The 13,117-nt window shown below is 73.3% G+C and carries 13 protein-coding genes and 1 pseudogene; 11 read left to right on the top strand and 3 right to left on the bottom strand.

The window, feature by feature from the left end:
* Positions 1-16 precede the first annotated feature (16 nt).
* From JUB12_RS15320 to JUB12_RS15305, 4 genes are read left to right on the top strand one after another with little or no spacing between them, the layout of a single operon-like run.
* The gene (locus tag JUB12_RS15320) at positions 17-730 is read left to right on the top strand and encodes a response regulator transcription factor (protein ID WP_205696282.1); all 714 of its coding nucleotides are present in this window, start codon (positions 17-19) and stop codon (positions 728-730) included.
* A 20-nt stretch (positions 731-750) separates the two neighbouring features.
* A complete protein-coding gene (locus tag JUB12_RS15315) occupies positions 751-2,163 on the top strand; it encodes a cell wall metabolism sensor histidine kinase WalK (protein WP_205696281.1) in 1,413 nt (470 codons plus the stop codon).
* A complete protein-coding gene (locus JUB12_RS15310; protein WP_205696280.1) occupies positions 2,160-3,356 on the top strand; it encodes a S1C family serine protease in 1,197 nt (398 codons plus the stop codon). The genes JUB12_RS15315 and JUB12_RS15310 overlap by 4 nt, the downstream gene beginning before the upstream one ends.
* 49 nt (positions 3,357-3,405) lie before the next feature.
* Positions 3,406-4,872 carry a trehalose-6-phosphate synthase gene (locus JUB12_RS15305; RefSeq protein WP_205696279.1) on the top strand — a complete coding sequence of 489 codons (1,467 nt, stop codon included), beginning with the start codon at positions 3,406-3,408 and terminating at the stop codon, positions 4,870-4,872.
* Positions 4,873-4,879: 7 nt separating this feature from the next.
* On the opposite strand, the gene JUB12_RS15300 is transcribed toward JUB12_RS15305, so the two are convergent.
* The gene (locus JUB12_RS15300; RefSeq protein ID WP_205696278.1) at positions 4,880-5,329 is read right to left on the bottom strand and encodes a hypothetical protein; all 450 of its coding nucleotides are present in this window, start codon (positions 5,327-5,329) and stop codon (positions 4,880-4,882) included.
* A 78-nt stretch (positions 5,330-5,407) separates the two neighbouring features.
* Here JUB12_RS15300 and rpsF point away from each other — a divergent pair, with 78 nt between their 5' ends.
* The 7 genes and pseudogenes from rpsF to JUB12_RS15265 all read left to right on the top strand — a co-directional run bounded on the left by rpsF (position 5,408) and on the right by JUB12_RS15265 (position 11,670).
* On the top strand, positions 5,408-5,794 hold the full coding sequence (rpsF, locus tag JUB12_RS15295; RefSeq protein ID WP_205696277.1) for a 30S ribosomal protein S6: 387 nt from the start codon (positions 5,408-5,410) through the stop codon (positions 5,792-5,794).
* A gap of 200 nt (positions 5,795-5,994) precedes the next feature.
* A complete protein-coding gene (locus tag JUB12_RS22220) occupies positions 5,995-6,540 on the top strand; it encodes a single-stranded DNA-binding protein (protein WP_205696276.1) in 546 nt (181 codons plus the stop codon).
* Between the two features lie 247 nt (positions 6,541-6,787).
* Positions 6,788-7,000 (top strand): annotated as a pseudogene (gene rpsR, locus JUB12_RS15285) (30S ribosomal protein S18); the annotation flags it as partial.
* 72 nt (positions 7,001-7,072) lie between these two features.
* Positions 7,073-7,522 (top strand): 50S ribosomal protein L9, encoded by a 450-nt coding sequence (rplI, locus tag JUB12_RS15280; RefSeq protein ID WP_205696275.1) that lies wholly within the window; start codon positions 7,073-7,075, stop codon positions 7,520-7,522.
* Positions 7,523-8,184: 662 nt separating this feature from the next.
* Positions 8,185-9,582 carry a replicative DNA helicase gene (gene dnaB / locus JUB12_RS15275; RefSeq protein ID WP_241004284.1) on the top strand — a complete coding sequence of 466 codons (1,398 nt, stop codon included), beginning with the start codon at positions 8,185-8,187 and terminating at the stop codon, positions 9,580-9,582.
* Complete coding sequence (locus JUB12_RS15270) at positions 9,582-10,328, top strand: ATP-binding protein (protein WP_205696274.1); 747 nt, start codon at positions 9,582-9,584, stop codon at positions 10,326-10,328. The genes dnaB and JUB12_RS15270 overlap by 1 nt, the downstream gene beginning before the upstream one ends.
* 28 nt (positions 10,329-10,356) lie before the next feature.
* Entirely contained in the window at positions 10,357-11,670 is a 1,314-nt protein-coding gene (locus JUB12_RS15265; RefSeq protein WP_205696273.1) for an adenylosuccinate synthase, read from the top strand.
* Here JUB12_RS15265 and JUB12_RS15260 read toward each other — a convergent pair.
* A complete protein-coding gene (locus JUB12_RS15260) occupies positions 11,667-12,410 on the bottom strand; it encodes a hypothetical protein (protein WP_205696272.1) in 744 nt (247 codons plus the stop codon). The genes JUB12_RS15265 and JUB12_RS15260 overlap by 4 nt on opposite strands.
* Positions 12,407-13,105 carry an acyltransferase gene (locus tag JUB12_RS22215; RefSeq protein WP_205696271.1) on the bottom strand — a complete coding sequence of 233 codons (699 nt, stop codon included), beginning with the start codon at positions 13,103-13,105 and terminating at the stop codon, positions 12,407-12,409. Before JUB12_RS22215 ends, JUB12_RS15260 begins: the two co-directional genes overlap by 4 nt.
* Positions 13,106-13,117: the final 12 nt, after the last annotated feature.

The following is a 13,117-nucleotide window of genomic DNA, read 5'->3' as shown; positions in this document are numbered from 1 at the left end:
GGTGTTCTGGTCCTCCGTGGCGGACCATGCCCCGCGGATCCTGCTCGCCGACGACGAGCACGCGATCCAGACGCTGTTGACGTACCCCCTGCGCAAGGACGGCTACGAGGTCGTCCCGGTCTCCGACGGGCGCGAGGCGCTCGCGCGCTTCGGCGAGGAGGCCTTCGACCTCGTCGTGCTCGACGTGATGATGCCCCGGATGGACGGCCTGGAGGTCTGCCGGCGGCTGCGGGCCCGCTCGGCGGTGCCGATCATCATGCTCACCGCCAAGGCCGAGGAGATCGACAAGGTCCTCGGCCTCGAGCTCGGCGCCGACGACTACATCACCAAGCCGTTCTCCCTGCGGGAGTTCCGCAGCCGGGTGAAGGCGGCGCTGCGCCGGGCGCGGATGTCGCCCGCGCCCGAGGGCGACGACGACCACGACAAGCCGCTCGTCGTCCACGAGCTCGAGATCGACCCGGCCAAGCGCTCCGTGCGCGTGCGCGGCGAGACGGTCCAGCTCACGTTCGTCGAGTTCGAGATCCTCGACGCGCTGGCCCGCGACCCCGGCCGCGTCTTCACCCGCGACGTCCTGCTCACGCGCATCTGGGGCGACAGCGCCTACCGCGACCCGCGGACCATCGACGTCCACATCCGCCACCTGCGCGAGAAGCTCGAGCTCGACGCCAAGGAGCCGGAGTACCTCTTCACCGTGCGCGGCGTGGGCTACCGGTTCCGCGACGAGCGCTGAGGCGGCAAGCTGCGCGGACCGTGCTGCGGTCCGTGCGCACCCGGCTGGCGCTCCTGGTCCTCGCGACCGTCCTGCTGGCCCTGCTCGTCGTCCTCGGCGGCGTCATCCCGACGCTGACCAGCGCCCTGCGCGACGAGAAGCTGCGCACGCTCAGCGAGGAGGTGCGCTCCTACGCGCCGTCCATCGAGGACGCGATCGACTCGAACACGCCCCAGCCGCAGATCGACGCGCTCGTGCAGGACATCGCCGACACCGCGAACGTCCGCGTCACCGTGCTGAGCGTCGTCTCGGGCGACCTGGGGCTGCAGACCTACCCCAAGTCGGACTCGACGCGCCAGGTCGAGATCCGCGACCTGCGCTTCGACGTCGCCCTCGACGCCGCGCGCTCGGGCCGGCTCGAGACCGCGACGGAGGCGGCCGGGACCGGGAGCGTCGGCCAGGCCGCGCTGCCGCTGTCGTTCACCGACCCCGAGAGCGGGCGGCGGGTGCTCGGCTCGGTCGTCGTCTTCTCCGAGCCGCTGGACGACGTCGAGGGCGACGTCGGCGTCATCCGCAACCGCATCCTGGTCGTCGGCGCGATCGCGCTGCTGCTCACCGCGCTGGCCGCGTGGTTCGGCGCGGGCGCGATCGCGCGGCGCGTCAAGGCGCTCGAGACGGTCGCCGGCCGCGTCGCCCACGGCGACTTCTCCCAGCGCTTCCCGGTGCAGGGCGACGACGAGCTCGCCCAGCTCGCCCGCGCGCTGGACGACATGCGCGTGCAGCTCGCCGAGCTCGACAGCGCGCGCAAGCGCTTCATCGCCACCGCCTCGCACGAGCTGCGCACGCCGCTGTTCTCGCTCGCGGGGTTCGTCGAGCTCCTGCAGGACGGCGACGTCCCGGAGGAGGACCGCGCCGAGTTCCTCGAGCAGCTGCGCCAGGGCGTGCACCGCCTCACGCAGCTCGCGGCGGACCTCCTGGACCTCAGTCGCCTGGAGGCCGGCGCGCTCGAGCTGCGCCCCGAGCCGACGGACCTGCGCCTCATCGCCGAGACTGTCACCGGGGAGTTCCGCCCCGTCCTGGACCAGCACGACTCGACCGTCGAGGTCCGCCTACCCCCTGACCCCGTGGAGGCCGTCGTGGACCCCGACCGCGTCGCGCAGGTGCTGCGCATCCTGCTGGACAACGCCCTGACCCACACCCCGCGCGGCACGGCCATGGTCGTGTCGGCGTCGCGGCGCGGCGGCGTCGCGCGCCTGGGTGTAGGGGACTTCGGTCCGGGCATCCCCCGCACGATGCTGCCGCGCATCTTCGAGCCCTTCGTGACCTCCGACGACGCGCAGGGCTCCGGGCTGGGCCTCGCGATCGCCCATGAGCTCGCGGAGCGGATGGACGGCCACCTCGTGGTGGAGAGCCAGCCCGGCCGCACGACCTTCCAGCTGGAGCTGCCGGCGTGAGCGCCCGGGCGCTCGTGGCGGCGCTCGGCGCCGCGGCGGTCCTCGGCGGCGGTGCGCTCGCCGGCTGCGGCGACAAGGGCGGCGACGACGACGGCGCGAGCGGCGCCGACGCGACGCGCACCCAGACGGTGCAGCGCACGACGCGCGTGGAGGTCGTGCGCGAGGTCGGCGACGAGGCCTTCGACCCCGAGGCGATCTTCGAGCGCGACGGACCGGGCGTCGTGACGGTCATCGCGGCCGGCCTGGGGCGCGGCGGCGGTGGCGGGGGCGGCGGCCTGGGCTCGGGCTTCGTCGTCTCGGAGTCCGGGGAGGTCGCCACGAACGCCCACGTCGTCACGAGCGGCGAGGGCGCACGGCTGCGCAAGGCCCAGCGCGTCTACGTGCGCTTCTCCACCGGCGACCAGGTGTCGGCGCGGATCGTCGGTGTCGACCCGTTCTCGGACGTCGCGCTGCTGCGCGTCGACCCCGACGGGCTGCGGCTGCGCCCGCTGCCGTTCGGCTCGCTCGAGGACCTCGAGGTCGGCGAGCCGGTCGCGGCGATCGGGTCGCCCTTCGGCGAGGAGCGCTCGCTGTCGGTCGGCGTCGTGAGCGCGACGGACCGCTCCATCGAGTCGCTCACCGGCTTCGAGACGACGGGCGCGATCCAGACCGACGCGGCGATCAACTCCGGCAACTCCGGCGGCCCGCTGCTCAACGCGCGCGGCGAGGTCCTGGGGATCAACTCGCAGATCCGCACGCAGTCGGGCGACGGCAGCGGCGTGGGCTTCGCGGTCCCGGTCGACCTCGTGCGCCGGTCCATCTCCCAGCTGCGCGAGAGCGGCCGCGTGCGCTACGCCTACCTCGGGGTCTCGACCCGCGGGCTCTACCCGCAGGCGGCCGAGCACTTCGACCTCGGCGTGCAGCGCGGGGCGTGGGTCCAGGAGGTCGTCGACGGCGGCCCCGGCGACGACGCGGGCCTGCGGGCGGGCGACGAGGACGACGCCGAGCGCTTCCAGGAGGTCGAGTGGGTGCCGGGCGGCGACGTCATCACGCGGGTCGACGACCAGGCGCTGCGCACCGACTCCGACCTCGGGCGCATCCTGGCCCGCTACCGGCCCGGCCAGCGCGTGGCGCTCGAGGTCGTCCGGGGCGGCCAGAAGCGCACCGTGCAGGTGACGCTCGGCGAGCGCCCAGTCTCGGTCCCCGGCGGCTGATCACGGCCGCGACGCTTGACGCGGGCGCTCGGCGGATAGCTTCCGGCACGTGAGCGCCGACGCCGAGCACCGCCCCCTCGTGCTGGTCTCCAACCGGGGACCGGTGACCTTCGACGAGGAGGGCGGGGTCAAGCGCGGGACGGGCGGCCTCGTCACCGCGCTCACCGGGCTGGCCTCCCACCGCGACGCGGTGTGGGTCTGCTCGACCATGACCGAGGGCGACGCGCAGCGGGCGCGCGAGGAGCAGGGGCGGCCGTTCACCGTGACCTCGCCTGCCGGCGGCGAGTACCAGGTCAAGTTCGTGGAGAGCGACCCGGACGCCTACGACCGCTTCTACAACATCTTCGCGAACCCGATGCTGTGGTTCATCCAGCACTACCTCTGGGACCTGTCCAACGCCCCGGACGTCCGCCGGCACGAGGTCGAGGCCTTCGAGTTCGGCTACAACGTCGTCAACGAGGACCTGGCGCGGGCGGTCGTCGAGGAGGTCGAGGGCGTCGACGAGCCCGTCGTGATGGTCCACGACTACCACCTCTACACACTGCCGGCGCTCGTCCGCAAGGCGCGCGAGGACGTCGTCCTGCACCACTTCGTCCACATCCCGTGGACCCAGCCGGACGCGTGGCGGGTGCTCCCCAACCGCATCCGCGACGAGCTCTACGAGGGGCTGCTGGCCAACGACATCATCGGCTTCCACACCCGGTCCTACCGGTGGAACTTCCTGCAGTGCTGCCGGGACCTCATGGGGCTGGACGTCGACTTCGAGCGGGGGATCGTGCGCTGGCAGGACCGCGAGGTGTGGGTCCGCGCCTACCCGCTGCCCATCGACGCGTCGGCGATCCAGAAGACGGCGACCTCGTCGCGGGTGGACGACTTCGCGGCCGAGCTCGAGCGCCGGCGCCGCGAGCACCTGATCCTGCGCGTCGACCGCGCGGACCTCTCCAAGAACGTCCTGCGCGGCTTCACGGCCTTCGACCTCTTCCTCGAGCAGCACCCGGAGTTCGCCGAGCGCGTGACGTTCGTCGCCCAGCTCATGCCGTCGCGGACCGACGTGCCGGAGTACGCCGAGTACCTCGAGCGCATCGAGGCGATCGTGGCGGTGGTCAACCACCGCCACGGCACGCCGGACTGGATGCCGATCCAGCTCAAGCTGCGCGACGACCTCGAGGAGGCGGTCGCGGCCTACAAGGACTACGACGTCCTGCTGGTCAACGCGATGTTCGACGGCATGAACCTCGTGGCCAAGGAGGGGCCGATCGTCAACGAGCGCGACGGCGTCTCGATCCTGAGCGAGAACACCGGCGCCCACGAGGAGCTCGGCGAGTTCGCCCTGTCGGTCAACCCGTTCGACGTGCAGGAGCTCGCGGACTCCATCCACGCGGCGCTGACGATGGAGCCGCAGGAGCGCCGGCGGCGCGCGGCGGGGCTCAAGCGGATCATCACCGCGCGCGACCCGGGCGACTGGATCGACGACCAGCTCGCGGACATCCGGCGCAAGGCCGGGGTCGAGGCGTAGCGCTCCGTCAGCCGAAGGGCGCGAACTCGCCGGAGGCGGCCGGGCGCCGCCTCGGGCGCGGCGGCGCACGCACGACGGGCGGGGGCGGCGCGGGAGCGGCGCGCGGGACGACCCTCGTCGGGGCCGGGGTCACCGGCCTGGCCGGACGCTCGGCGCGCCTGGGCCGTGCCCGGCTCCCGGTCCGCCGGACCGCCCGGCGCGGCCTGCGCCTGGCCTTCCCCGCGCGCGCGGGCGCGCGAGTCGTGGCGATCGGCGCGGGGACGGCCGCCGACTCCGGGCCGAACTCCGGCACGGGCGGGGCGGGCGAGGTGGCCACGGGCTGGGCCCGGGCGGCGGGCAGCGCCGGGGCGGGCTCCTGCAGCCGCGGCCACGCGGCCACCACGGCGATCGCGGCCAGCGCCGCCACGGCGCGCAGGACGTTGGCCCAGCGGATGCGGGAGAGGACGGAGGGGCTCATGCCTCATGTAGGTCGGCGGCGAACGGAGTTCGCCCCCCTCCTGCTACCGTGGGCGGCCGCCCGACGGGCCCTCTCACCATGCCGAAGACGCCTCCCACGTACGACCTCGTCCTCCTCCTCGACACCGCCGCCGAGGAGGGCCAGCGCCAGAAGATCCGCTCCGAGGTGGAGCGCATCCTGTCCTCGAACGGGGCGACGGTCGTCGGCACCCACGAGTGGGGCACGCGCAAGACGGCCTACGAGATCCGCCACAAGGGCGACGCCGAGTACCACCTGCTGCAGTTCCAGGGCAGCCCGGAGGTCCCGGGCGCGCTGGACCGCTACCTGCGCATCACCGACGGCGTCGTGCGCTTCCGCGTCGTGAAGCTCGCCCCGGGCACCCCGGCCCCGCCGGACCTCACCGAGGCGGCCGTGCCGTCCGAGGACGAGTCCGCCGCCGAGCCGGCGGTCGCCGAGCGCCTCTAGGCGCCGCGCCCCGCACACCAGCGCTGCTGCGACGGCCCGCCCCCGGCGGGCCGTCCGCGTGCTGCGCCACCCTGCACGGCACGGGTTCGTCACGCCTCCGTGCCGAATCACCCCCAGTTTGCGGGGCTGTCCGCCGATCCCTCCGGCACGCCCTCTAGGCTCGCCGCAGACTTCGAGTTCGCCCCCGAAAGGAACCTCCCTTGGCCGGCACCAACATCAACCGCGTCGTCCTGACCGGCAACCTCACGCGTGACCCCGAGCTGCGCTCGCTGCCGTCGGGCACGCAGGTGTGCACGCTGCGCATCGCCTCCAACTCGCGCCGCAAGGACGCCTCGGGCGAGTGGGTCGACAAGCCCAACTACTTCGACGTGACGGTCTGGGGCGCCCAGGGCGAGAACTGCGCGCGCTACCTCTCGAAGGGCCGGCCGATCGCGGTCGACGGCCGCCTCGAGTGGCGCGAGTACACGACCCAGGAGGGCCAGAAGCGCCAGGCCGTGGACATCGTCGCCGACGCCGTGCAGTTCCTCGGCGGCCGCGACGACGCCCCGATGGGCGGCGGCGGTGGCGGGTTCACCCCGCAGCGCTCCGACGTCCCGACGAACACCGACGACTTCGCCCCGGTCGGTGGCGGCGGTGGTGGTGGCGGTGGCTACGCCAACGGCGGTGGCGGCGGCTTCGGCGGCGGCGGCCAGCAGGGCGGCGGCTCCTTCGGCGGCGGCCCCGCCGACGACGACATCCCGTTCTAGGCCACAGCGCCCGACCCACGACCTCTGCGCGGGCGCCTTCGGGCGCCCGCGGTCGTCGGGGACCGAGCGCTGTCGTTCGGCACCGGACCGCCCCTCGGCACCTGACGTGTCACACTGTGCGTTCGCGCGCCACCCGGCGCGCGTTCGCACGTTCGAAGCACTCCAAGGACTTCTTCTCCCAGTGGCCAAGCAGCGAAGCGCCCGAGGCGGCAAGACCGGCGGTCCCAGCCGGCGCCGCGACAAGCGGATGGGCTCCGGCCGCCGCAAGCCCTGCCCGTTCTGCAAGGACAAGGTCGAGCAGGTCGACTACAAGGACATCTCGACCCTGCGCCGGTTCATCTCCGAGCGGGGCAAGATCCGTTCGCGGCGCATCACCGGCGCCTGCCGCCGGCACCAGAACCAGATCTCGACCGCGGTCAAGCGCGCCCGTGAGCTGGCGCTGCTGCCCTACGTCGCCGAGCCCGCCCGCGAGGACCGCCCCGGTGGCCGCCGGGACCGCGGCGATCGCGGCGACCGCGAGCGCGACTAGCCGATGCCGTCGGTCATCCTCCTCCAGGACGTCGACAAGCTCGGCCAGCGCGGCGAGGTCGTCGACGTCTCCAAGGGCTACCTGCGCAACTTCCTCATCCCGCGCAAGCTCGCCCAGCCGGCGACGAAGGGCGCGATGGCCGAGGTCCAGCGCCTCGCCGTCGCCCGCGAGCGCCAGGCCCTCGAGGACAGCGCCCGCGCCGCCGAGGTCGCCGAGCAGCTCGACAAGACCGTCCTGACCATCGAGCAGCAGGCGGGCGACGACGGCCGCCTCTTCGGCTCCGTCACGGCCCAGGACGTCGTCGACGCCATCCAGGAGGCCCGCGGCGTCGCCCTGGATCGCCGCAAGGTCCAGCTCGAGCAGCCCATCAAGACCACCGGCACGCACGTCGTGACCGTCGAGGTCGCGGGCGGCATCACCGCCGACGTGAAGGTGATGGTCGTCGAGCGCTAGGCGCTCCGCCACACCGGGATGTCTGTGCGAAGCGGCCCGAGAGGGCCGCTTCGTCGTTCGCGGGGTCGTCGTGCGTCGCCCTGCGGGTGCGCGACGGTGAGTCGGGAGTCCACCGGCATGCGGGCACGAGCCCCAACTCGCCGTCGAGCGGCGACGCGAGGTCGCCCAGCGAGTAACCAAGTCCCCGATCGAAGCACCGAGCCCTGGTGGGCGCGGCGCGGCCGCCTTCCGCCGTACCCGGCCGCCTGAAGACACGAACGGGGGTTCGCGTAGCGAGACCGACCGACCGCGCGAATCGACGAGCGGCGACTTGAGGTCGCCCACCGACTCCGACTCGCCGGTCGACGCCGAGGCCCGCGCCGGACGCCGTCTGGTCCATCGCTCGCGTCCGGACGGGACGCCACCTCGGCCGGCTGTTCCTCCTCCCTCACTGCCGAACCGCGAGCGCCCCACACCGCACCCACCGCCTGGACGGAACGCCACGACCAGCGCCGCCGCGCAGTTCGGGCCCGTGCCGCCGCCGCGCCCGCCCCTTCCGTCCGCCTCCCGCGCGAACATCAGTTCGTGCCAGAGAGGGCCGACAACCGTTTCCCGGAAGGTGCAGGAACACCCTCGTCCCGGGGCGCCGCGGAGGGCGCGTGCGCGGCTACGCTGGCCCGCTCGTGACGACCTACGCCGCCGACGACCACGCCCCTTCGAACGTCGTCCAGGGCGTCGCGCCGCCGCACTCGATCGAGGCGGAGCAGAGCGTGCTCGGGGCGATGCTCCTGTCCGAGGAGACGCACTACGCGTTCGTCATCGAGGAGGGCCTGAAGGCCGAGGACTTCTACCGCGACCGCCATCGCCTGGTGTTCGAGGCGATGCTCGACCTCTACGGGCGCAGCGAGCCGATCGACGTCCTGACGGTCACCGAGCACCTGCGGGCCACGGGCAGGCTCGAGGACGTCGGGGGCGAGCCGGAGATCGACGCGCTGGCGGCCGCGGTGCCGGTCGTCGGCCACATCCGCCGGTACGCGGCGATCGTGCGCGACCGCGCGCTGCTGCGCCGCGTGCTGCAGGCGACCTACGAGATCCAGTCGTCGGTCCACAACCACGAGCACGAGCCGCGGGAGATCGTCGAGTACGCCGAGAAGGCGATGCTCGAGGTCGCGCGCGACGACCGCCAGAAGGACTTCCGCGCGGTCGGCGACGTCCTGCACCGCGAGATCGACGTCTGGCAGAAGCTCGCGACGGACGGCATCCACCTGACCGGCACGCCGTCGGGCTTCACCGAGCTCGACGAGAAGACCGGCGGCTTCCAGCCCGGCAACCTCGTGATCATCGCCGCGCGTCCCGCGATGGGGAAGTCGGCCCTGGTCACGAACATCGCCGAGAACGTCGCGCTGCACCCCGAGCGGCCCAAGCCGGTGGCCCTGTTCAGCCTCGAGATGTCGGAGGCCGAGCTCGCGCAGCGCTTCATCGCCTCGCAGGCGTCGATCAAGGGCGACGACCTGCGCAAGGGCCGGCTGCGCGACGAGCGCAAGTGGAAGCGCGTGCTCGAGACCGCCTCGCGCTACGCCGCCGCGCCGCTCTTCGTCGACGACTCGTCGGACGTCGGCCTCATCGACATCCGCGCCAAGGCGCGCCGGCTGCACCAGTCGACCTACGCCGAGTACGGCGGCCTCGGGCTGATCATCGTCGACTACCTCCAGCTCATGCGCGCCGACGCCCGGACGGACTCGCGCGTGCTGCAGATCGGCGAGATGAGCCGTGGCCTGAAGATCCTCGCGCGCGAGCTCGAGGTGCCGATCATCGCCCTGTCACAGCTCTCGCGTGCCGTCGAGTCGCGCACGGACAAGCGGCCGATGCTGTCCGACCTGCGCGAGTCCGGCTCGATCGAGCAGGACGCCGACCTGGTCGTCTTCATCTTCCGCGACGAGTACTACAACCAGGACACCACCGACCGTCCCGGCGAGGCCGACCTGATCATCGCCAAGAACCGCCAGGGCGCCGTCGGCGAGGTGCCGCTCACCTTCCAGGGCGAGTACCCGCGCTTCATGAACCTCGCGAGGGCCGCGTAGTGGCGCGCACCTGCCCGTTGGGCGCCTGCGACGGAACCGGGATGGTCGTCGACGAGACCACGCGCACCGCCTCGCACTGCCGCTGCCGTGCGCAGCTCGTCGCCGAGCGCCGCGCGAAGGGCCTCAGCGCGGTGATCCCCAAGCGCTACCGCGGCGCGTCGTTCGACCGCCCGCCGGTCTCGGACATGCCCCGCCCGCAGATCGTCGCCGAGGTCCGCCGCTTCGCCCGCACCATCGACGAGCAGCTCGACGAGGGCCGCGGCCTGTGGCTGCAGGGCCCGGTCGGCACCGGCAAGACGACGCTGGCGATGATCGTCTCGCGGACCGCGCTCGAGGCGGGCCGGACGGTCGCGATCTACTCGCTGCCGCGCCTGCTCACCGAGATCCGCACGACGTTCGACGAGGGCAGCGAGCGCCGCTACGAGGAGCTGCTGGGCCAGCTGGCCGAGGTCGACCTCCTGCACCTCGACGACGTCGGGGCCGAGAAGACCAGCCCGTGGGTGCTCGAGCAGCTCTACTCGATCGTCAACACGCGCTACGAGGAGCAGCGGTCGATCGTGCTGACGACGAACCTCGACGACCAGGAGCTCGCCGAGCAGATCGGCGCGCGGACGACCTCCCGGCTCGAGGAGATGTGCGACATCCTGCCGATCGGCGGGCACGACCGCCGGCGCCAGGGCGCGGTCGCCGACGACGAGCCCGCCGGCGAGCCGGGCTTCGGCGCGCCGCTGTGGGACGTGGCCTGAGCGGCCCCGTCCGTACACTCAAGCCGCTATGCCAGGCACGGTCATCGTCGGCGCCCAGTGGGGCGACGAGGGCAAGGGCAAGATCGTCGATCTCCTCGCCGAGCACGCCGACGTCGTCATCCGCTTCCAGGGCGGCAACAACGCGGGCCACACCATCGTCCACGGCGGTGAGACGTGGAAGTTCCACCTCATCCCGTCCGGGATCCTCTACCCGGGCAAGACGTGCGTGATCGGCAACGGCGTCGTCGTCGACCCCAAGGTCCTGACGGGCGAGATCGACGGCCTGCGCAACCGCGGCGTCGACGTGAGCGGCCTGAAGCTCTCGGCCAACGCGCACCTGATCATGCCCTACCACCTGCTGCTCGACCACGCGGGCGAGGCACGGCTGGGCAAGAACCTCATCGGCACGACCAAGCGCGGCATCGGCCCCGCCTACGCCGACAAGGCCGCGCGCCTGGGCATCCGCGTGCAGGACATGCTCGACGAGCGGATCCTCAAGAAGAAGATCGCCGCCGCCCTCGAGCCCAAGCGGGCGATGCTGCGCCCGTTCGCCAAGGAGATCGACCTCCAGGCGATGACCGAGGAGTACCTGACCTACGGGCACCGCCTCGAGCAGCACATCGCCGACGGCGCCGCGCTGGCCTGGCGCGCGCTGGAGAACGGCCGCGGCGTGCTCTTCGAGGGCGCTCAGGGCGCGATGCTCGACATCGACCACGGCACCTATCCCTTCGTGACGTCGAGCAACCCGGTCGCCGGCGCGGCCTGCGTTGGCGCCGGCGTCGGCCCGAAGGACATCGATGAGATCTGGGGCATCACGAAGGCCTACGTGACCCGCGTCGGCGCCGGCCCGTTCCCGACCGAGCTGCACGACGAGACCGGCGAGCAGATCCGCCAGCGCGGCGGCGAGTTCGGCACCACCACCGGCCGCCCCCGCCGCACGGGCTGGCTGGACCTCGTCGCGCTGCGCTACGCCGCCAAGCTCAACTCGCTGACGGCGCTGGCCGTCACGAAGCTCGACGTCCTCAGCGGCTTCGACCGCATCAAGGTCTGCACGAGCTACCGCGGCTCCAAGGACGACGACTACGTCGCGTCGGACTTCCCGTACCACCAGTCGGTCCTGCACCACGCCGTCGGCGAGTACGAGGAGCTCGAGGGCTGGCAGGAGGACATCAGCGCCTGCCAGTCGGAGGCCGAGCTCCCGCAGGCCGCCCGCGACTACCTCGCGTTCGTCGAGGAGCACACCGGCGTGCCGGTCGTCCTCGTCGGCGTCGGACCCGGCCGCGACCAGGTCATCTGGACCTCGCGCGCCGCCGAGGCCACGACGCTCCCCGCCGCGGCCTAGGCGGCGGGGACCGCGACGAGCGCGGCGTCGTCGTCGCGCTCGTCGGCCTCGCCCTGCTCGAGCACCTCGCGCTCGCCGCGGCGCAGGACCTTCAGCGCGACCGCCAGGGCGCTGAGCATGAGCATCGCGGCGAGCGTCACCTGCACGCTGACGATGCCCTCCTCGGTCCAGTAGACGTCGTCGAGCTTGAGCAGCAGCGCCGACTCGTCGAGGGTCAGCGCGACGCCGACGCCGAAGGGCAGCGCGAGGTACGGGTCGAGCTCCTCGTTGCGCGAGACGACCGACGCCCCGCCGGCGAGGAACGCCAGGACGATGCCGGGCACGAAGTGGTGGATGTGGCGCTGGCCGACCACGAGGTCCTTGAACGGGCCCACGTGACCGCGGCGGCGGATCGTGTGCGTCGAGGCCCGTGCGATCGCGAACGTGAGCGAGAAGGAGACGAGGAGGTTGAGCAGCGCGTTCTCGCGCGTCGATCCCGCGCGGTAGCCGGCCACCGCGACCTCGACGGCCTGACGGGCGGTCTCCTCCGCCGCCTCGAGCGCCTCGACCGCGTCCGTGGGCCGCTCGTCGCCGGCCCGGCGCCGGTACACGCGCACCACCTCGGAGCCGATGACCCACAGCGTCGTCCCCAGCGCGGCGACGCCGAGCATGACCGTGCGCCGCTCGGCCTGCTCGCGCCGGCGCCGCGCGCCGGGCAGCTCGACCGCGCCGGGCAGGGCGCGGCGGACCGGCAGCCTCACCGCCAGCGCTCCAGCAGCTGCTCGTCGGGCACCTCGCGCACGACGCGCGCCGGGACGCCCCAGACGACCGCGCGCGCTGGCACGTCGCGCGTGACGACCGCCCCGGCGGCGACGAACGCCTCCTCGCCGACCTCCACCCCCGGCGTCAGCACGGCGCCGCCGCCGACCCGGCAGGCGCGGCGCAGCGTCGCGCCGCGCAGCGGCGTCCCGGGAGCGAGCCGGTTCATGGTGTCGTCGTTCGTCGTCATCGCGCAGGGTCCTACGAAGACGTCGTCCTCGACGACGCTGAACGCGGTGATGTAGACGTTGGTCTGGAGCTTCACGCGCGCGCCGACCGTCACGTCGCAGTCGACCGTCGCGCCGCGGCCGACGAGGGACCCCTCGCCGACGACCGCGCGCTCGCGCACGTAGGCCTGGTCGCCGACGACGACGCCCGTCGCCAGCTCGGCGCCCGCGTTGAGCACCGCGCCGGCGCCGATGACCGCTCCCGCGCCGACGCGCAGCGCGCCGGCCTCGCGCCCCGCGACGGCGCTGCCCGGCGCCAGCCGGACGGGCTTGCCGAGCACCGCGTGGTCGCCCACGACGACGCCGTCGCCGAGCTCCACGCCGGGGTGGACGACCACGTGCGCGCCGAAGACGACGTCGCGGCCGACCGTGGCCTCGGGGCTCAGCACGAGTCCGGGCGCCTGCGCCATGCCCGGTAGCCT

Source organism: Conexibacter sp. SYSU D00693, assembly GCF_017084525.1.
GTDB lineage: Bacteria > Actinomycetota > Thermoleophilia > Solirubrobacterales > Solirubrobacteraceae > Baekduia.
Note: the sequence above shows the minus strand (reverse complement) of the source record. Positions and strands in the feature narration are given on the sequence as shown.